Source organism: Bradyrhizobium sp. GCM10028915 (genome assembly GCF_042666195.1).
GTDB lineage: Bacteria > Pseudomonadota > Alphaproteobacteria > Rhizobiales > Xanthobacteraceae > Bradyrhizobium > Bradyrhizobium canariense_D.
In genome coordinates this window covers 140,335-166,040 of the sequence record NZ_JBHTFN010000072.1, presented here as the reverse complement: position 1 = coordinate 166,040, position 25,706 = coordinate 140,335, and the positions used below count along the sequence as shown (strand labels likewise).

Genomic DNA, 25,706 nt, shown 5'->3' with positions numbered 1-25,706 from the left:
GGCGGCTTCACGGCCGCCGTCTTTGTTTTGGGAGTAATCGATGCTAGAAGCGCCGGGGAAACGCCTTATCCATCTAAGGCATGTATCGATGTTCGACCTCAACCAGCTCCGCTGTTTCGTCACGGTGGCGGAGGAATTGCATTTCGGCCGCGCCGCCGCGCGGCTGAACATGACCCAGCCGCCGCTGTCCCGGCAGATCCAGGTGCTCGAGCACATCATCGACGCGCCGCTGCTGGAGCGTACCAGCCGCTCGGTGCGCCTGACGCCTGCCGGGCGCAGCTTCCTGCCGGAAGCGCGGCGCATCCTGAAGCTTGCGGAAAGCGCCTCGCAGGTCGCCCGCCGTATCGCGCTCGGCAAGTCCGGCTCGCTGAAGATCGGCTTCACCGCGGCCGCAGCCTACGGCTTCCTCCCGGAGCTCGTCGCCGCCTGCCGCGCCAAGCTGCCCGAGGTGGACTTCTCGCTGAAGGAGATGGTGTCGGGCGACCAGTTCGAGGCGCTGACCTCGGGCCAGATCGATGCCGGCCTGCTCAGGCCGCCGATCGCGCGCCCCGAAATCGCCAGCCGCCGCGTCGTCGCCGAGCCCCTGCTCGCCGCGATCCCGAAAAAGCATCCGCTGGCGAATGCCGAGACCATCACGATCAAGGATTTCGACAACCAGCCCTTCGTGATGTATTCGCCCTATGAGAGCCGTTACTTTCACGACGTGCTGGTGGCGCTGTTCACCCGCGCCGACATCCTGCCGCGCTATGTGCAGCACCTGAGCCAGATCCACTCCATCCTCGCCATGGTGCGCGCCGGCCTCGGCCTCGCCATCGTGCCGGCGGCGGCCGCGAGCCTGAAGATCGCGGACGTCCGCCTGCGGCCGCTGAAGCTGCGCACCCGCGTCCCGGTCGAGTTGTTCATGGTCTGGCGCCGCGACGACGAGAATCCGCTGCTGTCGGCGCTCGTCAAAATCGCGAGCGAATTGTCCTCGGCGGAGGTGATGGAAGATTGATGCTGATTTCGCATTGGTCGATATAGGCTTTGGCTTGGACCCGCATCGAACGGTCTCCTAAACCACGGCGCATGGACGCGCAGCCTTTGCGTCCTCCACAACACGAGACCAGGGAGCAGCGCCCATGAGCAAGATGACCCCGCAGGAAATGGCCCAGAAGATCGGATCCGGCCTCCTGTCCTTCCCCGTCACGCCGTTCAAGGCGGATTACTCCTTCGACGAGGCGACCTACCGCGCCAACATGGACTGGCTGTGCGGCTATGACGTCGCAGGCCTGTTCGCCGCAGGCGGCACCGGCGAGTTCTTCTCGCTGACGGCGGCCGAGGTTCCGCAGGTCGTCAAGATCGCCGTGGATGAGACCAAGGGCCGCGTGCCCGTGCTCGCCGGCACCGGCTACGGCACCGCCACCGCGCGCGAGATCGCGATCGGCGCGGAGAAGGCCGGCGCCGACGGCTTGTTGCTGCTGCCGCCCTATCTCACCCATGCCGAGCAGGACGGGCTTGCTGCCCACGTGGAAGCGATCTGCGCCTCCGTGAAGATCGGCGTCATCGTCTACAACCGCGACAACGCCATCCTCCAGCCCGATACGCTCGCCCGCCTCGCCGAACGCTGCCCGAACCTCGTCGGCTACAAGGACGGCATCGGCGACATCGAGCTGATGACCCGCGTCTACACCAAGCTCGGCGACCGCCTGACCTATATCGGCGGCCTGCCGACCGCTGAGACCTTCGCACTGCCCTACCTCGATATGGGCGTGACCACCTACTCCTCGGCGGTGTTCAACTTCGTTCCGGAATTCGCCACCAACTTCTACGCCGCCGTGCGCAAGCGCGACCACGCGACGATCCACGCCGGCCTGAAGGACTTCATCCTGCCCCTCATCGCGATCCGCAACCGCAAGAAGGGCTATGCGGTCTCGATCATCAAGGCCGGCATGAAGGTGATCGGCCGCGATTCCGGCCCGGTCCGCCCGCCGCTGACCGACCTCACCGAGCAGGAGATCGCGGAGGTCGCGGCGCTGGTGAAGAATCTGCCCGCCATCCGATCGTCACAACAGGCTGCAGAATAACAAACGACACAGGGAGGAGCCTGCGATGGCCAACACCGAGATCACTGGCGCACCGGTCGTCACCGCGATGCAGGTGATCCCGGTCGCAGGCCGTGACAGCATGCTCCTCAATTTGAGCGGCGCGCATGCGCCGTTCTTCACCCGCAACATCGTCATCCTCACCGACAATGCCGGTCACACCGGCGTCGGCGAGGTGCCTGGCGGGCAGAAGATCTGGCAGACACTGCAGGACGCCCGTGATCTCGTGATCGGCAAGACCGTCGGCGCGATGAACAACATCCTCGCCGATATCAGGACCGCCTTCGCCGATCGCGATGCCGGCGGCCGCGGCAAGCAGACTTTTGATCTCCGCGTCATGATCCACGCCGTCACGGCCGTGGAGTCCGCGCTGCTCGATTTGCTCGGCCAGCATCTCAACCTGCCGGTCGCAGCCCTGCTCGGCGAGGGCCAGCAGCGCACCAGCGTCGAGACGCTGGGCTATCTCTTCTTCGTCGGCGACGGCCGCAAATCCAAGCTCGACTATGTCGGCGGCGAGACCGGCAAGGCGGAATGGTTCAACCTCCGCCATCAGGAGGCGATGACGCCGGAGACCGTGGTGCGACTCGCGGAAGCCACCCACGACCATTACGGCTTCGCCGATTTCAAGCTCAAGGGCGGCGTGCTGCGCGGCGAGCAGGAGATCGAGGCCGTCACCGCGATCGCCAAGCGCTTTCCGAATGCGCGCGTGACCCTGGATCCGAACGGCGCATGGTCGCTCGACGAGGCCATCAGCCTCTGCAAGGACATGCACGGCATCCTCGCCTATGCCGAGGACCCCTGCGGCGCCGAAGGCGGCTTCTCCGGCCGTGAGATCATGGCCGAGTTCCGCCGCGCAACTGGCCTGCCCACCGCGACCAACATGATCGCGACCGATTGGCGGCAATTGTCCCATGCGCTGCGCCTCGGCGCGGTGGACATTCCGCTGGCCGATCCCCATTTCTGGACCATGCAAGGCTCGGTGCGCGTGGCCCAGACCTGCCGCGACAACGGCCTGACCTGGGGTTCGCACTCCAACAACCATTTCGACATCTCGCTCGCCATGTTCACCCATGTCGGCGCCGCCGCCCCCGGCAAGGTCACCGCGATCGACACACACTGGATCTGGCAGGACGGTCAGGCCCTGACGAAGGAGCCGCTCCAGATCAAGGCCGGCAAGATCGCGGTGCCGGATAGGCCGGGCCTGGGTATCGAAATCGACAGGGCCGCCATCGACGCCGCGCATGACCTCTACAAGCAGCATGGACTCGGCGCCCGCGATGACGCTATTGCCATGCAGGACCTGATCCCCGGCTGGACCTTCGACGACAAGCGTCCTTGCCTGGTTCGTTAAAAACTCTGGAGGAAGCTATGACTGCGATCCTGAAGAACTTCATCGGCGGCGAATGGGTCGATGGCTCCGCCGTCACCAAGAACATCAACCCCTCCAACACCAACGACGTCGTCGGCGAATACGCCAAGGCCGACAAGGCCCAGACCGAGAAGGCGATCGCAGCCGCCAAGGCCGCCTTCCCCGCCTGGGCGCAGTCGACGCCGCAGGCGCGCTACGACGCGCTGAACAAGATTTCGCTCGAGATCATCGCCCGCAAAGAAGAGCTCGGCCGCCTGCTCGCCCGCGAGGAAGGCAAGACGCTGCCGGAAGGAATTGGCGAGGTCGCGCGCGCCGGCCAGATCTTCGCATTCTTCGCCGGCGAGGCGCTGCGCATGATCGGCGAGAAGGGCGCTTCCGTCCGTCCCGGCATCGACGTCGAGCTCACCCGTGAGCCGATGGGCGTCGTCGGCATGATCACGCCCTGGAATTTCCCGATCGCGATCCCGGCCTGGAAGATCGCGCCGGCGCTCTGCTACGGCAACACCGTGGTGTTCAAACCTGCCGAACTGGTGCCGGGTTCGGCGCATGCGCTGTCCGAGATCATCACCCGCTCCGGCATCCCGGCCGGCGTGTTCAACCTCGTTGTCGGCTCGGGCTCCGTGGTCGGCCAGACCCTGATCGAGCATCCCGACGTCGCCGCGATCACCTTCACCGGCTCGGTGCAGACGGGGCGCAAGATCGCGCAGGCTTGCGTGACCTCGAGCAACATGAAGAAATTCCAGCTCGAGATGGGCGGCAAGAACCCGCTGGTCGTGCTCGACGACGCCGATCTCAAGACCGCCGTCGAAGTCGCCGTCAACGGCGCCTATTTCTCCACCGGCCAGCGCTGCACGGCGTCCTCGCGCCTGATCGTCACCGAAGGTATTCACGACCGTTTCGTTGCGGCGGTGACCGAGCGCCTGAAAGGCCTCACGGTGGACGACGCGCTCAAGGCCGGCGTGCATATCGGCCCGGTGGTCGACCAGAGCCAGCTCGACCAGGACCTGCGCTACATCAAGATCGGCCAGGACGAGGGTGCCAAGCTCGCCTGGGGCGGCGAGTTGCTCAAGCGCGAAACGCCCGGCCACTACCTCCAGCCGGCGCTGTTCACCGAGGCCAACAACAACATGCGCATTTCGCGCGAGGAGGTCTTCGGCCCGGTCGCCGCAGTCATTCGCGCCAAGAACTACGAGGAGGCGCTCGCGATCTCCAACGACACCGAGTTCGGCCTCGCCTCCGGCATCTGCACCAGCAGCCTTAAATACGCCTCGCACTACAAGCGCAACAGCGAGTCCGGCATGGTGATGGTCAATCTGCCGACGGCCGGCGTCGACTATCACGTGCCGTTCGGTGGCCGGAAGGGTTCGAGCTACGGCGCCCGCGAACAGGGCTCCTATGCCCGCGAGTTCTACACGACGGTGAAGACCGCCTATACCTATCCCGGCTAACCACGGGCAAGATATCGTAGGGTGGGCAAAGCGAGGCGCGCCCACCGCTTACGTTCGGCACGAAGCATGGTGGGCACGGCGCTTTGCGCCTTTGCCCACCCTACGACTTGAGTTTCCGAGGTAAAGCAGATGGACCAGTCAGTCGCAGCGAAAGAGCAGCCTCGCTACATCAAGCTCAACGAGCGCGACAACGTCGCGATCGTTGTCAATGATTTCGGGCTTCCCGCCGGCTCCCGCTTCGCCAGCGGGCTGACGCTGCGCGCCTTCGTGCCGCAGGGACACAAGACGGCGCTGGTCGACATCCCGCAGGACGCCCCGATCATCCGCTATGGCGAGGTGATCGGCCATGCGCTCGCGCCGATCCTGGCCGGCGAATGGGTGGACGAAGCGCGCATCCGTATGCCGGAGGCCCCTGCCCTCGACAAGCTGGAAATCTCGACCGCCGTTCCCGCGCCGCTGCCGCCGCTCGAAGGTTTTACGTTCGAAGGCTTTCGCAATTCCGACGGCTCGGTCGGCACCAAGAACATCCTCGGCATCTCCTCCTCGGTGCAATGCGTCAAGGGCACGATGGAATATGCGGTGAAGCGCATCCGCGCCGAGCTGCTGCCGAAATATCCGAATGTCGACGACGTCGTGCCGCTGACGCATGCCTATGGCTGTGGCGTCGCCATCAACGCGCCTGATGCCGTGATTCCGATCCGCACGCTGCAAAACATCGCACAGAACCCGAATTTCGGCGGCGAGATCCTGGTCATCAGCCTCGGCTGCGAGAAGCTTGCGCCCGAACGTCTGGTGCCGGAAGGCGTCAGCAATGCCATCGTGCGCATGCAGGACGAAGCCTTCGACGGTTTTGGCGCCATCGTCGAGGCAATCATGACTCAGGCAGAGGCCCGCCTCAAGATCCTTAACAAGCGCACCCGCGAGACCTGCCCGGCCGCCGATCTCGTCATCGGCCTGCAATGCGGTGGCAGCGACGCGTTCTCCGGCGTCACCGCGAACCCTGCGGTTGGCTTCGCCGCCGACCTGCTGGTGCGCGCCGGCGCCACCGTGATGTTCTCAGAAGTCACCGAAGTGCGCGACGCGATCCAGTTGCTCACGCGGCGCGCCATCAACGAGGACGTCGGCCGCGCGCTGGTCCGCGAGATGGCCTGGTACGATTCCTATCTGGCCCGTGGCGGCGCGGACCGCAGCGCCAACACCACGCCCGGCAACAAGAAGGGCGGCCTCGCCAACATCGTCGAGAAGTCGCTCGGCTCGATCGTCAAGTCCGGATCAAGCGCGATCACCGGCGTCCTCTCGCCCGGCGAGAAGGCGACGCAGAAGGGCATGCTGTTTGCGGCAACGCCGGCGTCCGACTTCATCTGCGGCACGCTTCAGCTCGCCTCCGGCATGACGCTGCAGGTGTTCACAACGGGCCGCGGCACGCCTTACGGCCTTGCGGCTGCGCCCGTGATCAAGGTCGCGACTCGAAGCGAGCTGGCGCGACGCTGGAAGGACCTGATCGATTTCGATGCCGGCGGGATCGCCACCGGCGAGAAGACCATCGAGGAGACCGGCTGGGACCTGTTCCGCCTGATCCTCGACGTCGCCAGCGGCCGCACCAAGCCCTGGTCGGATCGTTGGGGCATCCACAACGATTTGACGCTGTTCAATCCGGCGCCAGTGACCTGAGCGCCGCGCGCGGACGCTGCCTCGCCGCGTGGATGCATTGGTGCCGTTTCGGGACGTGGGACGCGTCACCGCGCGACCACTCCCGCGAAACCGTCCGGAAACATTGGCGCGGAAAACTTCCTTCGCGCTTCGTCGCTCGACATCACGCAATCAAATAGATCAGCGACCGCGATCGAATGTTCGCATACGAGCGAACCTGTTGCGGCATCGCCGCGACCTAACCTCCGATTGCCACTTCTCACGGAGACTTTCCAATGCGCGTTCTTTCGATGATTGCCGTTGCCACTGCCATGAACTCGTCAGGCGCGTTTGCTGGCGAGCTTCCCTCTTACGAAGTGACGTCGTTTCCGATCTCGGCGACGCAAGTCCAGGTGCTCGGCGGCGCAGGCGTCGAGGAGCAGTCGACTGCGCCCGCGATGATCGTCGCCGGCATGCCCGCCTCGCCCGCGCAGATGTCGGTGCTGTCGCCACGCGTGAAGCGGCTTGCGAGCGTCAGCGCCAACAACGAGGCGCGCTAAGCCTCGACGCCATTCCGGGTTCGACGCTGCGCGTCGCCCGGGATGACGTTTCACTTTACGTCATGCTGCCTGGCATGAAGCAGCGCACCCGCGGATGGCCGTCGATATAGTGCTTCCACACCATGGTGCGGCCGATCTTGTTCGGCTCGGTGATGACGGCGCCGTCGGGCACGACCACCCATTCGCCGTCGAGATGCACGCGATAACGGCCCTTGTCGGATTCCCAGTCCACGTCGGCGACCATATAGCCGTCGGCATCCGAGCAGCATTGGCCGTATTCGCTGTGCAGGCTCTCGAACCAGGGTTTTAATGGCGAGTTGGCGTAGCGCCCGTCGTCGCGCGCCATCATTGGGGCCGTCAGCAGCACCGTCAGGACCAGCAGCATGGCGGCACACGATATTGCACGTCTCATGTCGTCTCCGCGGATCGAGATCATCGCCGCGGGCGATCGCTGCCGTCCGCCTTTCGCGACTCGGCGAAGGCGTCAAGGACGGCGACTCATCCCCCAACAGCTTTGCGGATAGCTATGCAAATCCGGCGCCACCGCGCATTCCGGGGAACTACTGGCGCGCGTCCGGCACGCATTGGTCTTTCGACGGGTATGACCGCTGCTCGCGCGCCAAGTTCTCCGCTGTCTCAGCCGGCCGCATGCGCGATTGCGCACGGGATCCACGGACACCGCGCAAGAACACCGAGAGGCTGCGGCGTACTGGAGTCCCCGCCTTCGCGGGCGATGACGGCGGTGTGTGGAGCTACGGAAGTTCGGGCGGCACAGCGCGCGACGTAGACCTACTGCTTCGGCACCGGCGCCATCATCGCGCCGCCCTTCTTCGCCGCGGGCCCGGGCACGGGCTTGGTCGCGGCGGTTGCTTGCGCCGGGAGATATTTGGCGACGATGGCGGGATCGACCTGCGCGATGTTGGCGTCGGGAAGACGCGTCCAGGTCTCGTCCTTGCCGAACAGGGAGATGCCGAGGAAACCGCGCATCGTCAGCGTCTGCCCATCCGGGCTGACCGTCATCTTGGCCTTCCAGATGTTGCCGTCGCGAGGATTGACCACGTTGCCGCCGTCATATTTCAGGCCGTCGCGCTTCATGTCGCGGATGAAGGAGAGCCCAAGCACCGGCGCGTTCTTGCGATCGTCCGTGCATTTCGCGCAGACCTCGTTCGGGTCGTCGCCGGGCCGCGGGAAGGTTTTTGCGATGACGCCTTCGAACACACCGTTGTGGTCGATGAAGAGAAACCATCCCACCGTCTTGCCGTCTTCGACCTTCTGCCAGAGGCCTGCGGCGGTCGGCTGCTGCACTTGCGCCACAACCGGGCTCACCGCACCGAGCGTCATCGCGAGCGTGAGGAGCGAGAACAGCCGAAAGCTGGAAAAGAGAGTCCGCATTATCATCACCTTGCTGAGCCAATCGCCTTGCTAAGCCGCCAACTGCAATGGCCGCAGACTACGGCGATTTCGCGAACTGTTCCAGCACCAGAAACATGGGGCATCGCCCGCCGCCATCAGTTGACGCCGAGCTTCTTTTGCAGGCTGGAGGACGATGTCGTGTACTGGAACACGAGCCGCTTCTCCGGATAGACGTAGCGATGGGCTTTTTGCGACATCAGCGCACCCTCGTGGAAGCCGCACAGGATCAGCTTGATCTTGCCGGGATAGGTGTTGATGTCGCCGATCGCGAAGATGCCTGGCACATTGGTCTCGAACGCGGATGTCTCGACCGGCACCAGATTGTTCTCCAGCGCGATGCCCCAGTTCGCGACCGGACCGAGCTTCATGGTCAGCCCAAAGAACGGCAGCATGGTGTCGCAGGTAATTTCGCTCACGCTGTTGTCGTTGCCCTTCACGGTGGCGCCGCTCAGCTTGCCCTCGCTGCCTGACAGCGCGGTGACCTGGCCGAGGCGCAGATCCATCTTGCCGGCAGCGACCAGCGCGCGCATCTGCTCGACGCTGTGGGGGGCGGCGCGAAAATCGTCGCGACGGTGCAAGAGCGTGATGCGCTTGGCGATCGGATGCAGATTGAGCGTCCAGTCGAGCGCGGAATCGCCGCCGCCCACGATCAGCACGTTCTTGTCGCGGAACGTCTCCATCTTGCGCACGGCGTAGTGCACCGAGCTTCCTTCGTAGGCTTCGATCCCCGGCACCGGTGGACGCTTGGGCTGGAACGAGCCGCCGCCGGCAGCGATCACCAGCACCTTGCATTCGAACACCTTGCCGGCGTCCGTGGTGCAGCGGAACAGCGGATCGCCGATTTTCTCGACGGTCTCGATCATCTCGCCGAGATGGAAGGTCGGATGGAACGGCTTGATCTGCTCCATCAGCGCGTCGGTGAGGCCCTGCCCCGAAACCTGCGGAATGCCGGGAATGTCGTAGATCGGCTTTTCCGGATAGAGTTCTGCGCACTGGCCGCCGACCTTGTCGAGGATGTCGACGAAATGTGTCTTCATGTCGAGAAGGCCCAGCTCGAAGGCGGCGAACAGACCGCAGGGGCCGGCACCAATAATCAGCACATCGGTTTTGATCGCGTCGCTCATGTCGTCTCTTTATCGGTCGTTCGGTGGGACGGCGCCCTTTGGGCCGAGGTGACCCTGCCTGTCTAGCCAACGGGGATGGATCAGGGAAGGCATAAAAGCGGGAGCGCCCCGCGGCCGCGCCCACTTGCCGGGTCAGGATAACTGGGCTGTAACCAGCAACGATATGACGGAGATCAATCGGTGAACGCACCAAGTCGCCTCGATACGACGCCGCGCCTGGAGGACTACCCTTTTCGCCTCAGCGACAATGTCCGCTTCGGCGATCTCGACCCTAACCAGCACGTCAACAACGCGGTCTACGCCACCTATTTCGAGACCGGCCGCGTCACGTTGATGAAGCTCCCGGAATACGGCCTGACGCCGCCCGGACTTGCCTGGATCATGGTGCGGCTCGACATTCATTTTCGCGCGGAGCTGCACTGGCCGAACACGATCGAGCTCGGTCTCGGCGTCGTGAAGCTGGGACGAACGTCGGTGACGTTCGAGCAGGTGGTGTTTTCGGAAGGGAAGTGCATTGCATCAGCGACATCGGTCGCCGTGATGATCGACGAGGCGTCGCGCCGGCCAACGCCGCTGACCGCGGAAGTGCTCGAGAAGCTCAGCCCCTGGCACAAGCGCGGCATCCAGGTCGCGCAGCCCAGCACATGATAGCTAAGAGAGTTAGGCCTGGCGTTCCGGCGTCGCCACCACGAGGCCTTCGAGCTCGTCGGAGACCTTGATCTGGCAGGACAGGCGCGAGTTCGGGCGCACGTCGAAGCCGAAGTCGAGCATGTCCTCTTCCATCGGCGTCGGGCTGCCGACCTTCTCGCGCCACGCTTCGTCGACATAGACATGGCAGGTGGCGCAGGCGCAGGCGCCGCCGCATTCGGCCTCGATGCCGGGAATGCTGTTGCGGATGGCGGCTTCCATCACAGTCGCGCCGTTCTCGACGTCCACCGTACGGGTTTCGCCCTTGTGATCGACAAAGTGGATTTTGGCCATGTGTGCTCGTGCTGCCGCGATCTAGGGAATGAAGGAGGGTCCGGGCTGTCCTATAACGGGTCGGTCAGCCCGGCGCCATAGCGTTTTGATGAAGTCGCGAATACCGCTTCGCGGGAAGAAGACCCGTCAAAACAAAAGACTACAGCACGGTTCTGGCCCTGTCGGCCTAAGGATTCAGGATCGCCTCGATGGCGGCGCGAGCCTCGGTCACCGCCTCTTTCAGTGCGGCGAAGGCGTGAGGCCGGCCCTGGCCGGTCTGGATCGCGGTCTCCAGGCTGGCTGCGGCGTCCGCCACCGCAAAGGCGCCGATCCCGCGCGCCGAGCCCTTGAGCTTGTGGGCGAGTGCGCCGGCCTCGGCCGGCAGCGCTGCCATCGCCGCGATCAGGCGCACCGCCTGCTCGGCAAACATCGCCAGCACTTCCTGTTTCAGCTCGGAATCACCGAGCGTCATGCGGGAGAGATGATCGAGGTCGAGCGGGCTGTCGATGGGTGCAAGCGGGGGCGAGGGCATCCAGTCCATCCGTTGCAGTTCAGGTATCATGGCGCAGGCCCCGGCATCGCGCGATGTCCGCCGGTCCGGCGGTGAAGTTCCCTCCACCCAAGCATAGAAATGGTTAACGAAATGTTCCGGCCGTTTTGCGCAAATCTGCCTGTTTATTGACGAAAAGTTGCCGCAATCCGGCGAGTCCGGTGGAGAATTCCATTTATTGCTAAGGCCTTACGGCACGATCCTGTTAACGATGATTAAGAATGTCTTAATCGCGGGCATTTCATTCGCGACGCTCTGCCAATAGGATGTTGGAGAAATTGGCGGACAAGCCGTCCGGGTGGGGATGGCTCGGAGATCCGCGCAAGCGGCATGATCCGGACTGTGGGCTTGCGTAGCGCGCAGAGCTCGCGGGGGGACGCGTACAAGTAACGAGGGCTCGGACTGAACATGGCAAACACTCCGAAAAAGGTCAAAGACCCCACAGAAGATGCGCTTTCTGCAATCCAGGAGGCCCTGAACATCAGCGACACGGCCGCGGACACCAGCCGCAACGCCTCGATGCGCAGCGAAACGTCGCCCCCGGTCGAGCCACCGGCTCCCCCGATGTTCGACGAACCGAGCTTCGACGCGCGCCCTGCGGCGAACGAACGTGCGATGTTCGACCAGATCGAGGAGCCGCGCTCCTCGCGCCGCGCCGCCAATGACGACCGTGCGACCATCGGCCAGCTCTTGCAGACGTTGCAGACGGGACGCCCGACCCGCAACATCTACACCGGCGCGACAATCTTCACCGTCATCTGGCTGGCGGCCTGCGCCGCGCTGACAGTCGGCTTCCTGCCTTCGATCCAGGCGGCGATGGGCCAGAGCGGCGGCGTGTTGGCCATTGCCGGCCTCGTCACGATGTTCTTCGCGCCGATCATGCTGTTCTTCTTCCTGGCGAGCCTCGTCTGGCGCGGCCAGCAAATGAGCTCGGTCGCGCAGGCTATGGCCCAGGTTGCGATCCGCTTCTCCGAGCCGGAAGGCTCGGCTTCGGATTCCATGGTGACCGTCGGCCAGGCCATCCGCCGCGAGGTTGCGGCGATGGGCGACGGCATCGAGCGCGCCATCGCGCGCGCCGGCGAACTCGAGACGCTGGTCGCCAACGAGGTCGCGGCGCTTGAGCGCGCCTATTCCGACAACGAAGTGCGCATCCGCGCCCTGCTCCAGGACATCGCGCATCAGCGCGACAATCTGGTCGGCCAGGCCGAGCAGGTCCGCAGCGCCATCTCCGGCGTGCAGATCGATTTGCGCCATGACATCGCACTGATCTCGGACGCGATTGCCTCGCGCGTCGACGAGGTCGCCAAGTCCATCACCGGCGCACTCGAAGAGCGCGGCGCCCACATCACCGGTGCGCTCAGCAACGCCGGCGACAACATGATCCTCGCGCTCGGCGAGCGCGGCGGCGACCTGCTCGACCGCCTCGAGGAGGCCAGCAACGAGACCACCCGCGCCGTGCTCGACGCCAGCGAGCGGCTGACCACCAGCCTCAATTTCAAGACCGGCCACGTTCACGACGAGTTTGTCGATCTCGCCGACCGCGTCCACGAAATGCTCAACGAGCGCATCGACCGCATCACCGGCGAGTTCGAGCAGCGCTCCGCCGCGATCGTCGACGGCATCTCCGAGCGCACCGAGCAGGTGCACGACAGCCTGAAGAATTCGTCGGACTCGCTGCTGCTCGAGCTCGAGCTGCGCTCCAACGACCTCTCCGCCAAGATCGACGACGCCGGCAACCGCCTCGCCGGCCAGATCATGACCTCCGGCGACAAGGCGAGCGAAGCACTCGACGCCACCGTCAACACGCTGGTCGCCAAGGTCGTCAGCCAGACCGAGACCGCGCACGACTCGCTGTCGCTCCAGATGAGCGCCTTCGACGAGCTGGTGAAGAACCAGGGCACCGAGCTGGTCGAGAAGTTCGCCCGCGACTCCGGCACGCTGGGCGCGCTGATCACCCGCCACATCTCCGAGTTCGACCGCACCGTGAAGACCTTCGGCGGCGAGATCGTCGATCGGATGGGCCAGCGCACGCAGGACATCCATGAGTCGCTGAAGACCTATGTCGATAATTTCGACACTCGCTTCACCGCCAATGGCGGCGCGATCACCGCTGTGCTCGACCAGCGCCTGGTGCAGTTCGAGACCACGATCGGCGAACGTGTCAGCAACCTCGATGCCTCGCTGAACGGCAAGATCTCGAGCCTCGACTCCACGATCGACGGTCACATCAAGACCTTCGACGAGCAGCTCGTCGGCCGCGTCGCCGCGCTCGAACAGTCGTTCGATACCCGTGCGAAGTCGGTTACCGAGACCATCGACGGACGGCTCAACACCCTCGCCTCGTCGCTGACCGACGGCGCCGCGCAGGCGATCCAGTCGATCGACTCCCGCCTCACCCACCTCACGACGTCGCTGACCGACGGCGCGTCTCAGGCTGTCGAGACCATCGACGACCGCCTCAACCACCTCGCGACCTCGCTGACCGATGGCGCGTCGCAGACCATCCAGACGATCGACACGCGCCTCACGCATCTGACGACCACCCTCACCGGCGGCGCGTCGCAGGCGCTCGAATCCATCGACACGCGCCTCACCTACCTGACCAGCGCGGTGACGAACGGCGCCTCGCAGGCCGTGCAGTCGATCGATTCCCGCCTCACCCTGCTGACCTCGACACTCACGGACGGCACCGCGCAGGCGATCGAGGCGGTCGATCGCCGCATCACCGGCGTCGCCGAGATCATCGATGGCCGCAGCATGCACCTGACCGACACGGTCACGGCGCGCTTCCAGGACATCCAGCAGGCCATCGACACCAAGGTCGGTGCGGTCGCCAGCGACATCGACGTGCGCGTGGCGCAGTTCGAGGACCTGCTCGGCTCGCGCGTCGAGGCCGTCGCCGGCCGCATCGAGAGCAGCGGACGCCAGGCCAGCGACGACATGATGTCCCGCGCCGAGATGATCTCGACCGCGATTCGCTCGCATGTCGAGGACGCCGAGCGCTCGCTCACCAACCTCGTGGTCAACACCAGCGAGACCATCCAGACCGGTGCGCGCACCGCGCAGCAGTCGCTGATGACGGTCTCCTCCGACGTCAACGCCCAGCTCAAGATGACCTCCGCCGAGGTCGAGCGTGCGCTGACCGCCGTCGGCACCGGTGCCGCGAACTCGATCCTGACCAGCGCCCGCGAAGCCCAGTCGACCCTGGTCGCCGCGTCGGGCGATGCCTCCAACCAGATCAAGGGGCTCGCGGCCGACGTCGAACGCACGCTGTCGTCGGCAGGCTCGGCGACCGCCGCCTCGATCCTGGCCGGTGCCCGCGAGGTGCAGACCACGCTCGTGACGGCGTCCTCGGATGCGGCCAACCACGTCAAGTCTCTCACCGCCGACGTCGAACGCACGCTGTCGTCGGCAGGCTCGGCGACCGCCGCCTCGATCCTGGCCGGTGCCCGCGAGGTACAGACCACGCTCGTCACGGCGTCCTCGGACGCCGCCAACCACGTCAAGACCCTCACCGCCGACGTGCAGCGCTCGCTGTCGATGGCCGGCACCACCACGGCGGAATCGATCACCGCCGGCGCCCGCGATGCGCAGAGCGCGCTGATCGCGGCCTCGAGCGAGACCGCCAACCAGATCAAGGCGCTGTCCTCGGACGTGCAGCGCTCGCTCTCGATGGCGGGCACCGCGACGGCAGAGACCATCATGACCGGCGCCCGCGAAGCCCAGAGCACGCTCGTCAACGCGTCCTCGGATGCGGCGAGCCAGGTCAAGTCTCTCGCCGCCGAAGTGCATCGCTCGCTCTCGCAGGTCGGCCAGTCGACCGCCGAGACGATCACGACCAGCGCCCGCGATGCCCAGAGCACCCTGCTGGCGGTCTCCGCCGAACAGACCGGCCAGGTTCGTTCGCTGGCGGCCGAGATGCAGCGCGCGCTGGCGACCGCCGGCGGCGCCACCATCGAGGCGCTCACCAGCGGCGTACGCGAGGCCCAGGGCACGCTGATCTCTGCCTCGACGGACGCTGCGAGCCAGATCAAGTCGCTGACCACGGACATCGAGCGCACGCTGACCTCGGTCGGCGCCGACACCGCCTCGACCATCCTCAACAGCGCGCGTGAGGCGCAGACCTCGCTGACCTCGACCTCGGCGGATGCCGCAAGCCAGATCCGCACGATCTCGAGCGAGATCGAGCGTACGCTGAGCACCGCCACCGCGAACGCGACCAACGACATCCAGACCAGCGCGCTCAACGCCCAGAACGCGTTGATCAACGCCTCCAACGAGGCGAGCTCGCGGGTCAAGTCGAGTTCGGCCGACGTCGAGCGGTCGGTGCTCGCCGCCAGCAGCAGCTTCGGCCAGGCCATGACCGGCAAGACCGACGAGATCGTCACCTACGTGCAGCAGCAGTCCGACCGTCTCGCCAACATGATCGACGCCAAGCGCGGCTCGCTCGTGGACGCGATCGGCTCGAAGACCAGCCAGCTCACGCTCGACATCGACCGCGTCACGTCCGACGCGCTGAAGTCGATCGAGACGCGCGGCCATGCGTTCTCGCAGACCATGATGGGCAACGGCTCCGAGGTGGCGCGGACCATCAACTCGGCGAGCGAGATGGCGACCGGTGCCGTCAACAAGTCGCTCAAGGACCTCGAGCAGGCCTCGCGCGCGGCGATCGACCAGTCGCGCCAGGTCTCGATCGCGGCCGTCACCGAGATGCAGGAGACCAGCAAGATCCTGCGCACCGACACGGTCGCCCTGTTCGAGCGCCTGCGCGAAGGCAACATCCTGCTCCAGGAGGTGCTGACCGGTGCGCACGACAACCTCAACTCGCTCGAGCGGGCGCTGGTGACGCGCGTCGCCGACTTCGTCTCGGCGATGAACGACGTCACCTCGCGCAACGGCGCTGCGACGCAGAACCTGGAAGACCAGCTCAACGTCTTCAACAGCAAGACCACGCGGGCGCTCCAGGATCTCGGCGAGCTGTCGACCCAGTTCGACGCGCACGGCAAGGCACTGGTCGAGGCCGCGCAGGTGGTGGAACAGAGCAACAAGAACACCACCGCCTCGCTCGCCGAACGCAAGGAGGCGCTGGAATCGCTCGTCACCACGATTGACCTGCGCACGGCCGATCTCGACCAGCGCCTGTCGCGCTTCACCGGCCTGCTCGATGAATCGCTGGCGGCTGCCGAAGAGCGTGCCCGCGACATCGCCCGCGTCGTCGCGGAGACCGCCGGCGCCGGTTCCGCCGCGATCACCCGCCAGTTCGAGGCGGTGCGGTCGGCCTCCGAAGAGGAGCACCGGCAGACCGTCGAGGCCATGCACGACATCTACCGCCAGACCACCGACGAGGCGGATGCGATGTTCAAGCAGTCGACCGAGAAGTTCACCAATCTCGTCTCCAGCATGAAGCAGATGGCCTTCGAGATGCACAACGAGCTCGAAGCCACCCGAAACGAGCTGCGCCGCGGCGTGCTCGAGATGCCCCAGGAGGCCGCCGAGAGCACTGCGCAGATGCGCAAGGTGATCGTCGACCAGATCGAGGCCCTCGCCGAGCTCAACCGCATCGTGGCCCAGCACGGCCGCGGCCTCGACGTCTCCACGACGGGCCGCGCCAGCGTGCAACGCCAGGAAGAGCCGATGCTGGCGGCCGTCGGCGCGCGCAGCACCGAGACGCGCATGCGCGAGAGCGCCAGCGCCTCGACGCTGCCGCCGCCGGACCTCGGCATGCCGGCCTCCTCGCGCCGCACCGAAGCCCCGCCGGTGGCGCCGGCCGGCAATGACCAGGGCCGTGACGGCTGGCTGTCCGACCTGCTGAGCCGCACGGACGCCAACCAGGGCGCGCCCAGCGGACGTGAGCCCCAGCGCGGCCGCCAGGCTGCACCGGCTCCGCAGCCGCAGGCTCCGCAAGGTGGCGGCAATCCGCTGGAATCCTTGTCGCTCGACATCGGCCGGCTGATGGACCGCAACCTCGCCTCCGAGATGTGGGACCGCTACCAGCGCGGCGAGAACAAGGCCTTCACCAAGCGCCTCTACACGCCCGCCGGCCAGAAGGCCTTTGACGAGGTCGCCCGCAAGTATCGCTCCGACCGCAACTTCAAAGCCACGGTCGACCGCTATGTCGCCGAGTTCGAACGCCTGCTCGACGAAGTCGCCCGCGACGGCCGCGGCCCGCAGGAGCTGCGCAACCACCTGACCTCGGAGACGGGCCTGGTGTACACGCTGCTCGCTCACGCAGCGGGCCGGCTGGGATAAGCCGTCAGTCGCCAAGACGGATGACGAATGAAAACGGAGGCCTCACGGCCTCCGTTTTGTTTTGAGAGGTCGTTGCGTCTCCACAAACTCGTCATTGCGAGGAGCTTTGCGACGAAGCAATCCAGACTGCTTATGCGGAGGCAGTCTGGATTGCTTCGCTCGCTCGCAATGACGAGGTGAGAGACGAGTGCAACGTCGCTATTGCCGCCGGCGCTCCGGCACCGCGGGCTTCGGCGGCTCTGGCGGCGGTGGCGGCGCGGCCGCCGGCGCGTTGTTGCTGGCGCCGAACAGGACGCGGGTGGGGTTGCGGTCGAAATTGTTGACGGCGCGGCTGATGTCGCCGAGCGTGCGGCGGCCGTCGGTCATCAATGCGCCGGAGCGCTTGTCGAAATCGTCGGCCAGTTCGCGGATCGACTTCACCGCCAGAAACAGCTCGCCGCCGTCCTTGCCGCCGGCGAGCGTGTTGAGGCCGAGCATGAGGCTATCGGCCTTGAGCATCACGCCGTCGACCTTGGCCATCACGCCGTCGATCTTCTCGGAGTTGCGGGCGAGCGAGTTGGTGAAGGTCTCGAGGTTCTTCAGCGAGTTCTTCACCGACTCCTGATTGTCGGCGACGATCTTGTTGATGTTCTGGAGCGTGCCGCGGATCGCCTCGGTGACGTCCTGGAGCTTGTTGGGATCGGCCGTCAGCGTCGGAATGCCGTCCTCGTCCAGCGGCGGCGCTGGCGCCGCCTCTTCGCCGCCCTTGAGCGAGATCGCGGCGACGCCGGTCAGGCCCTGGAATTCGAGGCCGACCAGGGTGTCCTTGCGGATCGGGGCATTGTTCTCGACCATGGCAAGTGCGACAACCCGCCGCGGGTTGTCGAGCTTCACCGAGACTACCTCGCCCACCCGGATACCGTTGAAATTGACGCTGCCGCCGTTGCGCAGGCCCGCGGCCGGGCCCTCGAACACGACGCGCAGGGGGCTACGCTGCTTGGTGGTGTGCAGCGACTGAAACCACAGCACGAAGCCGATCGCGGCGGCGATCACCGCCAGCGTGAACGACCCGATCAGCACGTAATTTGCCCGCGTTTCCATCAGCTACTCCGGCACCTCAGCCCATCACCGCGCGAGCGCGCTTGCCATGGAAATATTGCCTCAGCCAGGGATGCTGCGAGGCCTGCATGTCGGCAATCGACCCTGCCGCAATGATCTTGCCGTTGCCTAAAACGGCGATGCGGTCACATGCTGTGTAAAGGCTATCGAGGTCGTGGGTTACCATGAAAACGGTCAGCCCCAAAGTACGCTGCAGCGTCCTGACCAGCTCGTCGAAGTCGCCGGCGCCGATCGGGTCCAGGCCCGAGGTCGGCTCGTCCAGGAAGACGAGATCCGGATCGAGCGACAGCGCGCGCGCCAGCGCCACGCGCTTGATCATGCCGCCCGAAAGTTCCGAGGGAAAGCGATCGGCGACTTCGGGCTTGAGACCCACCATGGTGAGCTTGGCGATGGTGATCTCGTCCATCAGCCGTTGCGACACCCGCAGATATTCGCGCATCGGAAACTGGATGTTTTGCCGCACCGTGAGCGAGGAGAACAGCGCGCCCTGCTGAAACAGTACGCCCCAGCGACGCTCCACGTTGCGACGCTGCGACGTATTGGAGGCATCCAGGTCGACGCCGAACACCTCGATGCTTCCTGCGACCTTAGGCACGAGGCCGATGATCGTGCGTGTCAGCACGGACTTGCCCGCGCCGGAAGGGCCGACGAAGCCCAAAATCTCGCCGCGCTTGACGTCGAGGTCGAGCCCGTCGAGCACGCGCGTCGCGCCGAACTGCACGGTGATGTCGCGGACGCGGATGATGGGGTTCTGGATCTCGCCTGCCATCCTCACATCCCGATCGAGGCGAAGAAGATGGCGAACACGCCGTCCATGACGATGACGAAGAAAATGCCCTTCACCACCGACGCGGTCGTGTGCTGGCCGAGCGATTCCGCACTGCCCTGCACGGCGAGGCCCTCGACGCAGGCAACGATGCCGATCACCGCAGCCATCACCGGCGCCTTGACGATGCCGACGATGAAATGGTCGATCGAGATGGCGTCGCGCAGGCGCAGCAGGAAGGCTTCGGGATCGACGCCGCCGTAGAGCCAGGCGACAAGACCACCGCCATAGAGTGCGGCCATCGCGCCGAGGAAGGCCAGGATCGGCAGCGCCAGCACCAGAGCCAGCATGCGCGGCAGCACCAGCACCTCGATCGGATCGAAGCCCATGGTGCGCAGCGCGTCGATCTCCTCGCGCATCTTCATCGAGCCGAGCTCGGCCGTATAGGCGCTGCCCGAGCGGCCGGCGACCATGATCGCGACCAGCAGCACGCCGATTTCGCGCAACACCAGCACGCCGAGCATGTCGACGACGAAGATGTCGGCGCCGAACCTGCGGAAATGGAAGATGCCCTGCTGGGCAATGATGCAGCCGATCAGGAAGGTGATCAGCACCACGATCGGCACCGCGCGCCAGCAGACCTGCTCGAGATGATGCACGGTCGAGGTCAGGCGGAACGAGCGCGGATGAATCAGGGTACGCGCGCCCGCTGCGAGCACCGCGCCGAGCATGTCGATCAGGCCTGCGACCGTGCCGGCAACGCCGGCCACGGTCTGGCCGATCTGCTCCAGCATGCCGGTGATGGTGATCGTGCTGGTGTCGATGACGGGCGTCGCCCTGACCCGCCGCACCTCGTCCACGAGGCTCGAATAATTGGCGGAGAGGCCGGCGATCTGCGCCTCGACGGCGCCCTGCGTCAGGCTGCGGCGCAGCCGCTCGATCAGCCAGGCGCCGAAGGTGTCGAGCTTGGCGACCTCGGAAACGTCGATGAAGATGCTTTGTGGGCCGCCGGCGAGCTTCTCGGCGTCAGCCACCATCCGCTCCAGGACCGGCGCGAAGCTCGCGGTCCAGGTTCCGGTCGCGCAGAGTGCCAGCGCATTGCCCTTCGCAATCCGTTCCAGCTTCGGATCGCCGTTCAAGATGTCCGCTCCCGTGCCGGGGCGCGAGAAACGGTTGAAATCAGATGGTTGCGCACGCGCCCTTACCCGGAGAAGGTATCCCCAACTGGTTAACCTTAGTTGCTAGAGGTAACCAGCAGGTTCAGATTTCGCCAGAGTTCAAAATGACTTCCAGCAAAGTTCCTGCCCTCGCTGCGCGAATCGAGCGCTTTCCCATCGCAGGCAGTTTCACCATCAGCCGGGGCGCCAAGACCGAGGCCGTCACCGTTGTGGCCGAGGTCCGCCGGAAGGGCCTGACCGGCCGCGGCGAATGCGTGCCCTATCCCCGCTATGGCGAGACGCCGGAGGCGACCCTTGCCGCCATCCAGGCCATGCGGGAGGCCGTGGCCGGCGGCCTCACCCGCCAGGCCCTGCAAGCCGCCATGCCGCCCGGGGCGGCCCGCAATGCCCTGGATTGTGCCCTGATCGATCTGGAAGCCAAGGCGGCCGGATTGCGGGCCTGGAGCGTGCTCGACCGCCCGGCGCCGGGCGAACGCACCACGGCCTACACGATCTCGCTGGACACGCCCGAGGCCATGGCGGCGGCGACTGCCAAGGCGGCGCACCGGCCGCTGCTCAAGATCAAGCTCGGCGGCGACGGCGACGGGGAGCGGATCGCCGCGGTGCGCAACGCCGCACCCGAATCCGAGCTGATCGTGGATGCCAACGAGGCCTGGACCGAAGCCAATCTGGAGCAGAATCTTGCGGCCTGCGAGGCCGTCGGCGTCACCTTGGTCGAGCAGCCGCTGCCCGCGGGCCAAGACGACGCGCTGGCGCGGATCAAGCGGCCGCTGGTGGTTTGCGCCGACGAGAGCGTGCACGACCGCACTTCGCTGGCGTCGCTCCGCGAGCGCTACGACGCCGTGAACATCAAGCTCGACAAGACCGGCGGCCTCACCGAGGCGCTGGCGATGGCCGATGCCGCGCAGGCGCTCGGCTTCGAGATCATGATCGGCTGCATGGTCGCGACCTCGCTGTCGATGGCGCCTGCGATGCTGGTGACGCCGCAGGCGCGCTTCGTCGATCTCGACGGCCCGCTGCTGCTGACGCGCGACCGCGATCATGGCCTGCGTTATGATGACAGCCTGGTCTACCCGCCGGACTCGTCGCTCTGGGGATGAGCTTTCAGCCGGTGCCGCGCCGACCAGATCAAAAGCGCACCCACACCGGCCATCGCGGCCATGACGTGATACAGGCCGTCGCCAATGCGGGCGTAGATCGCGCCCGACGCGATCGAGGTGGTCGCACCCAGCAGCCCGTTGCACGCGGCGTAATAGCCCTGCCCCCGCGCGATCTGATGCGACGGCACGCGCTGCACCAGCAGACTCATCGTGCCGAGAATGGTCATCCCGAAGGTGAGGCCGTGGCCGAGCTGCACGACCGCGAGCAGCGCGAGCGGCGGGTCGTACGCGGTGACGACCCAGCGCACGACCGCGCTCGCGCCCCCGATCGCCATGAGCGAGGACGGGTGCAGCGAGAAGCGCGGCGACAGCGCGAACACGACGATCTCCGCGATCACCCCTAACGTCCAGAGGCCCGCGATCGTCAGCCCGCCGAGGCCGTGGGCCTGCCAGTTGATGGCCGAGAACGTATAGTACGCGACGTGACTGCCCTGGATCAGCGCGGCCGAAACGATGATGGCCCAGAAGCCGGCATCGCGCAGCAGCGCCTTGCCGGCGTGCACCGCCGTCGTCCTTCGCCTGACATCGTCGAGCGGCTGCAGCAGCATGCCGGCGGCGACCGCAACCACGGCCCAGGCGACGATGACCCAGATCAGATCGCGCGCCGCGATGTGGTCTACGAGATAGCCGCAGGCGAGCGAGCCGGCCGCGAAGGCTGCCGAACCCCACAGCCGCACCGGCCCGTAATCGAGCCCGTAGCGGGCGACGCCACGCAGCGCATAGGCGTCGGTCAGCGGCATGGTCGGCGTCCACATCATGCAGGTCAGCGCATAGATCAGGAACAGCGCCAGCGGCTGCTGCTGCAAGCCGACCGCCGTGAACCCGATCGCCGTCGCCAGCACCGACACCATCATGCCGGCGCGAATCGCATGTCTCTTTTCAGCAAAGGCGGTGATCTGCGGCAGCGTGGTGAAGCGTGTGATCGCCGGCAGCGCGTTGATGAGGCCGATCCAGGCCGCGTCGATGCCGATCGCCTTCAGCCAGACCGGAAAGAACGGCAGATGCGTTCCCGACACCGCGAACACGGCCGAATAGAACAGCGCGAGGCTCACGGCGAATCGCCGCTTCTGAGATGCTGCAATGGGGATTTGTGATTCGGGTGCCATCAAACCAATTGCGATTCGGTTGATATCGTGATGATCGTTACTGTAACGCGCGGTGATTTGCGCGACGAGATTGACATGGCCAACGAAGCATTCGCCCTCTCGCCTATGTCTGCCCGTGCGGCCGAGCCGAACGAGCAGGATTACGACGCGATCCGCGAAGCCTTCATGGAGACCGCGCGCGGCCGCTGGTTCCTCGGCGAATACGCCAAGCGCAACCGCAATGCCGATACCCGCATGGTGCTCGACGCGGTCGCGAAAATCGAAGAAACCCTTGCGGCACAGCGCCAACCCGTCGTCGAGGACCGCCTGCCCGAGGCCCTGATCGCGATCCGGCACGCGATCCGCGAAGCCGAGACGATTGCGATCGCGGCGTTCGATCCCGCGGCGATCGAGGCGAGCCTCGCGCCGATTCCGCGCGGCCTGCGTATCATCAAGGAGATATCCTGGCGCTGGCGCGAGATCGGCGCCGACGGGCGAATCTGCGACCTGATTGATTCGCAGCTCGCCTCGATCGAGGCGGCCTGCGCGCAGGTTTCGACCATCGACCCCCGCGCCGACCTCAAGGCCGCATTCGATCTGCTCAAGGACCGGATCGACCAAACCGACGCTGACGCAACACCGCAGGCCGCGCGCCCCTCGCCGGCTCCGGTGCAGGAGGCACCGTCGTCCGCTGCGGAAGCTCCGCTGGCGGAGGCCGCGCCTGCGGCGATGGCCAGCGAAGCACCCGTGGCTTTTACGGAGGCGCCGCAGGACATCGCAGAGGCGATCGAGCCCGAAGCCGCCGTGGAAGCGGCCGGAATCGTCTCCGAGGCTTTCTCCGTTGCCGAGCAGGCGACGGACGCCGCGCTCGAGCCGGAGACCGTCGCCGAGAGCCGGATCGCGCCTGAAGACATCGTTTTTGAAGAGCCGGCCACTGAGGCCTTCGGGGAGGTGACGGACGAATTTTCGCTCGATGCCGCCGCCGAAGCCGAGGACGAAGCCATCCTCGAGGCCATCGCGCTGGAGATGGCCGCGCCCGACCCCGAATTCGACGAGATCATCGAACCGGTCGACATGGAAGCGACCGTTCCGGAACCGGTGGTTGCGGAGGCTGCAGCGCCCATCGCAGCCGAGATACCGGAGCCGGCCGCAGCCGAGCCAGTCGCCGCCGCAGCGGTGGTGGAGGAGCCCGTAGAGGAAGCGCCGATCGCGATGGAATCGCTGGCGCGCCTCACCAACGCCATTGCGGAAGCCGCCGCCGAAGTGATGGAGCAGCCGGCGCCCGTCATGGCAGCATCCGCGACATTCGGCGCGGCGCAGGTCACGACGCTCCCGATGACGTCGCCGGTTCCGGAAGCTTCGCTTGGCGCCACCATCCTCGCCAGCGGCATCCTGCAAAAGCCCCGCGCCGCCGCCAACGATCCCATGGCGCCAATCCGCCGCATGACCCAGGCCGAGAAGATCGCGTTCTTCTCGTAAGGGGATGCGGCCTGCTCCGTCTCGTGTCCCGGACAAGCGAAGCACAGATCCGGGACCCACGAGCCACAGCTTCCGTCGCCACATGGCCCCGGCTCTGCAGCGCACCATCGACGAGACGCCACGCTGCGTCCGCGGCACGAGAGCGGAATGAGGAAAACACTCTCTCCTCAACGTCATTGCGAGCGCAGCGCGCTCCGCTCGCAATGACGGATGCTCAGCCGATCACCCGCAATTCCACACCGCACCGATCGGCGTCCGCGTCCAGCACGGCCCAAAACTGCCGCCATTGTAGCGGCCGCCGCCGAAGCCGGGCCGGCCGAAATAGCGCCACTCACCATCCCAGCCGTAATATTGCGGAACCGGATCGATGTACCAATGGCGCCGGTCGCTGGGCGACATCCGCCGCATCGCTTCCTTCTGCTTGTAGAGCGGAATGCTGTTGCTCAGCGGCTGGCGATAGCCCGGCAGGAAGCCGTAGCCATGCCAAGCTTGCTTGGGACGCTTTTGGATTGACGCAGCCGGCGCGACAGCCGGCAGCAGCGATAGGACGATAGCGACAGATAGACATAAAAAGCGTGACATGGATGGACGATAGACGGCCGCTTGCGGAATGACCATTCAATTTCGAGTGCCAAGTAACAAAGCCCTCACGAAACCGAATAGCAGATCGAGCGGCAGGAATCCTATCGATTAAGGTGTAGAAATATGATTGGTGAAGTGATTGTCATTGGCGATCTGCAATTGCGTGACGGCGCCTCTGTCGACGAACACGACCGACTCGGCGCGCGCATGTACGACGTCGTCAGCCGTCTTCCCGGCTTTGTATCGGTCAAGTCGTTCAAGGCCGACGACGGCGAGGAGCTCACCGTGTTCCGTTTTGCCTCGGAGGAAGCCCTCGAAGCCTGGCGCACCCATCCCGAACATGTCGAGACGATGAAGCGGGGACATGCCGAATTCTACGCCAGCGGCTTCCTGCAGATCTGCAAGGTGATCCGCGAGGTCGGACCATTCGAGCACGCGTGACGCCGTCCCGCATGGTTCGATCGTGCGCTGCTAGCTGATCACACCCTTCCTGATCAGGAAGCATCCGTAACTGCTGCTGTCGCCGACCTGCACGACGCCAAAGCTCGCCGCCGCTGCGCGATAAAAATCCGGCCGCGAGAGTTTTCCGGGCGTGACGGGCCGGCCGGCGGCGCGTTCGATCTCGGCGAGCACCGCGCGCTGCACGTCGGGGACGCGGTCGGGATCGTCGACCGGCATCATCACGCGGACCGGATCGGGATCGAAATCGTCGAGCGGATAGACCGACATGATGGCGCGAATCGCGGTCTCCATGCTCATGCCCGGCAACTGGATCAAGCGCTGCGAATGCGTGCTCTGCGCGATGCGCGCCGAGGGGTGATTGGCATCGACGAAAGCGAGATCGTCGCCATGGCCCATGGAAGCCAGCAGCCAAAGCAGGTCGGGCGTGAGGATCGGATCGATCGATTTCAGCATGTGACGGACTGTCCTCCCATTGGGCGCCCACCTCGGCAGGTCCAAGCGTGATTCAGATCA

At 65.6% G+C, this 25,706-nt stretch carries 22 protein-coding genes; 11 read left to right on the top strand and 11 right to left on the bottom strand.

The genetic code is table 11. From position 1 onward, the window contains the following. Positions 1–88 precede the first annotated feature (88 nt). The 6 genes from ACFQX9_RS38460 (at position 89) to ACFQX9_RS38435 (ending at position 7,087) form a co-directional block, all read left to right on the top strand. Positions 89–994 (top strand): LysR substrate-binding domain-containing protein, encoded by a 906-nt coding sequence (locus tag ACFQX9_RS38460; RefSeq protein ID WP_027518955.1) that lies wholly within the window; start codon positions 89–91, stop codon positions 992–994. Positions 995–1,118: 124 nt separating this feature from the next. Next, positions 1,119–2,063 (top strand): 5-dehydro-4-deoxyglucarate dehydratase, encoded by a 945-nt coding sequence (kdgD, locus tag ACFQX9_RS38455; protein ID WP_279681760.1) that lies wholly within the window; start codon positions 1,119–1,121, stop codon positions 2,061–2,063. A gap of 25 nt (positions 2,064–2,088) precedes the next feature. Then, positions 2,089–3,432, top strand: a complete 1,344-nt coding sequence (gudD, locus tag ACFQX9_RS38450; protein WP_377792150.1) for a glucarate dehydratase — start codon at positions 2,089–2,091, stop codon at positions 3,430–3,432. 17 nt (positions 3,433–3,449) lie between these two features. Then, entirely contained in the window at positions 3,450–4,898 is a 1,449-nt protein-coding gene (locus ACFQX9_RS38445; RefSeq protein WP_085357952.1) for an aldehyde dehydrogenase family protein, read from the top strand. Between the two features lie 129 nt (positions 4,899–5,027). After that, positions 5,028–6,569: a galactarate dehydratase gene (gene garD, locus ACFQX9_RS38440; protein WP_085383954.1), complete on the top strand. Its 1,542-nt coding sequence runs from the start codon at positions 5,028–5,030 to the stop codon at positions 6,567–6,569. A 254-nt stretch (positions 6,570–6,823) separates the two neighbouring features. Then, positions 6,824–7,087 carry a hypothetical protein gene (locus tag ACFQX9_RS38435; RefSeq protein WP_377792149.1) on the top strand — a complete coding sequence of 88 codons (264 nt, stop codon included), beginning with the start codon at positions 6,824–6,826 and terminating at the stop codon, positions 7,085–7,087. 55 nt (positions 7,088–7,142) lie between these two features. On the opposite strand, the gene ACFQX9_RS38430 is transcribed toward ACFQX9_RS38435, so the two are convergent. The 3 genes from ACFQX9_RS38430 to ACFQX9_RS38420 form a co-directional block, all read right to left on the bottom strand. Next, on the bottom strand, positions 7,143–7,499 hold the full coding sequence (locus ACFQX9_RS38430) for a hypothetical protein (RefSeq protein WP_094183661.1): 357 nt from the start codon (positions 7,497–7,499) through the stop codon (positions 7,143–7,145). Positions 7,500–7,876: 377 nt separating this feature from the next. Beyond that, positions 7,877–8,479: a DUF2147 domain-containing protein gene (locus ACFQX9_RS38425; protein ID WP_377792147.1), complete on the bottom strand. Its 603-nt coding sequence runs from the start codon at positions 8,477–8,479 to the stop codon at positions 7,877–7,879. A 116-nt stretch (positions 8,480–8,595) separates the two neighbouring features. Next, a complete protein-coding gene (locus tag ACFQX9_RS38420) occupies positions 8,596–9,624 on the bottom strand; it encodes an NAD(P)/FAD-dependent oxidoreductase (protein ID WP_007612390.1) in 1,029 nt (342 codons plus the stop codon). Positions 9,625–9,804: 180 nt separating this feature from the next. On the opposite strand from ACFQX9_RS38420, the gene ACFQX9_RS38415 reads away from it, so the two are divergent. After that, a complete protein-coding gene (locus tag ACFQX9_RS38415) occupies positions 9,805–10,272 on the top strand; it encodes a thioesterase family protein (protein WP_317246097.1) in 468 nt (155 codons plus the stop codon). A 12-nt stretch (positions 10,273–10,284) separates the two neighbouring features. On the opposite strand, the gene ACFQX9_RS38410 is transcribed toward ACFQX9_RS38415, so the two are convergent. Both ACFQX9_RS38410 and ACFQX9_RS38405 read right to left on the bottom strand, forming a co-directional pair. After that, positions 10,285–10,605: a 2Fe-2S iron-sulfur cluster-binding protein gene (locus ACFQX9_RS38410; RefSeq protein WP_085383962.1), complete on the bottom strand. Its 321-nt coding sequence runs from the start codon at positions 10,603–10,605 to the stop codon at positions 10,285–10,287. Positions 10,606–10,771: 166 nt separating this feature from the next. Further along, a complete protein-coding gene (locus tag ACFQX9_RS38405) occupies positions 10,772–11,116 on the bottom strand; it encodes an Hpt domain-containing protein (RefSeq protein ID WP_085383991.1) in 345 nt (114 codons plus the stop codon). 426 nt (positions 11,117–11,542) lie between these two features. Between ACFQX9_RS38405 and ACFQX9_RS38400 the strand changes: the two genes are divergently transcribed. Beyond that, on the top strand, positions 11,543–17,383 hold the full coding sequence (locus ACFQX9_RS38400; RefSeq protein ID WP_377792145.1) for a negative regulator of septation ring formation: 5,841 nt from the start codon (positions 11,543–11,545) through the stop codon (positions 17,381–17,383). 198 nt (positions 17,384–17,581) lie between these two features. On the opposite strand, the gene ACFQX9_RS38395 is transcribed toward ACFQX9_RS38400, so the two are convergent. Genes ACFQX9_RS38395 through ACFQX9_RS38385 form a run of 3 tightly spaced genes read right to left on the bottom strand, consistent with a single transcriptional unit; the run spans position 17,582 to position 20,386 of the window. Further along, positions 17,582–18,463: an MlaD family protein gene (locus tag ACFQX9_RS38395; RefSeq protein ID WP_354171277.1), complete on the bottom strand. Its 882-nt coding sequence runs from the start codon at positions 18,461–18,463 to the stop codon at positions 17,582–17,584. A 16-nt stretch (positions 18,464–18,479) separates the two neighbouring features. After that, a complete protein-coding gene (locus ACFQX9_RS38390; protein WP_007612400.1) occupies positions 18,480–19,250 on the bottom strand; it encodes an ABC transporter ATP-binding protein in 771 nt (256 codons plus the stop codon). 2 nt (positions 19,251–19,252) lie between these two features. Then, on the bottom strand, positions 19,253–20,386 hold the full coding sequence (locus ACFQX9_RS38385) for an ABC transporter permease (RefSeq protein ID WP_247485268.1): 1,134 nt from the start codon (positions 20,384–20,386) through the stop codon (positions 19,253–19,255). Between the two features lie 143 nt (positions 20,387–20,529). Here ACFQX9_RS38385 and dgcA point away from each other — a divergent pair, with 143 nt between their 5' ends. Further along, positions 20,530–21,525 carry an N-acetyl-D-Glu racemase DgcA gene (dgcA, locus tag ACFQX9_RS38380; protein WP_085383968.1) on the top strand — a complete coding sequence of 332 codons (996 nt, stop codon included), beginning with the start codon at positions 20,530–20,532 and terminating at the stop codon, positions 21,523–21,525. On the opposite strand, the gene ACFQX9_RS38375 is transcribed toward dgcA, so the two are convergent. Next, positions 21,495–22,691 (bottom strand): MFS transporter, encoded by a 1,197-nt coding sequence (locus tag ACFQX9_RS38375; protein WP_377792144.1) that lies wholly within the window; start codon positions 22,689–22,691, stop codon positions 21,495–21,497. The two genes, dgcA and ACFQX9_RS38375, sit on opposite strands and share 31 nt — an antisense overlap. A gap of 75 nt (positions 22,692–22,766) precedes the next feature. Between ACFQX9_RS38375 and ACFQX9_RS38370 the strand changes: the two genes are divergently transcribed. Next, positions 22,767–24,149 (top strand): hypothetical protein, encoded by a 1,383-nt coding sequence (locus tag ACFQX9_RS38370; protein WP_377792143.1) that lies wholly within the window; start codon positions 22,767–22,769, stop codon positions 24,147–24,149. A 222-nt stretch (positions 24,150–24,371) separates the two neighbouring features. Here ACFQX9_RS38370 and ACFQX9_RS38365 read toward each other — a convergent pair whose 3' ends face one another. Further along, positions 24,372–24,767, bottom strand: a complete 396-nt coding sequence (locus ACFQX9_RS38365) for a hypothetical protein (RefSeq protein WP_018457527.1) — start codon at positions 24,765–24,767, stop codon at positions 24,372–24,374. Positions 24,768–24,854: 87 nt separating this feature from the next. On the opposite strand from ACFQX9_RS38365, the gene ACFQX9_RS38360 reads away from it, so the two are divergent. Beyond that, positions 24,855–25,172 (top strand): antibiotic biosynthesis monooxygenase family protein, encoded by a 318-nt coding sequence (locus ACFQX9_RS38360; protein ID WP_377792141.1) that lies wholly within the window; start codon positions 24,855–24,857, stop codon positions 25,170–25,172. Between the two features lie 30 nt (positions 25,173–25,202). Here the strand turns inward: ACFQX9_RS38360 and ACFQX9_RS38355 are convergent, their stop codons facing one another. Then, the gene (locus ACFQX9_RS38355) at positions 25,203–25,646 is read right to left on the bottom strand and encodes an RbsD/FucU family protein (protein ID WP_018457525.1); all 444 of its coding nucleotides are present in this window, start codon (positions 25,644–25,646) and stop codon (positions 25,203–25,205) included. Positions 25,647–25,706 lie beyond the last annotated feature (60 nt).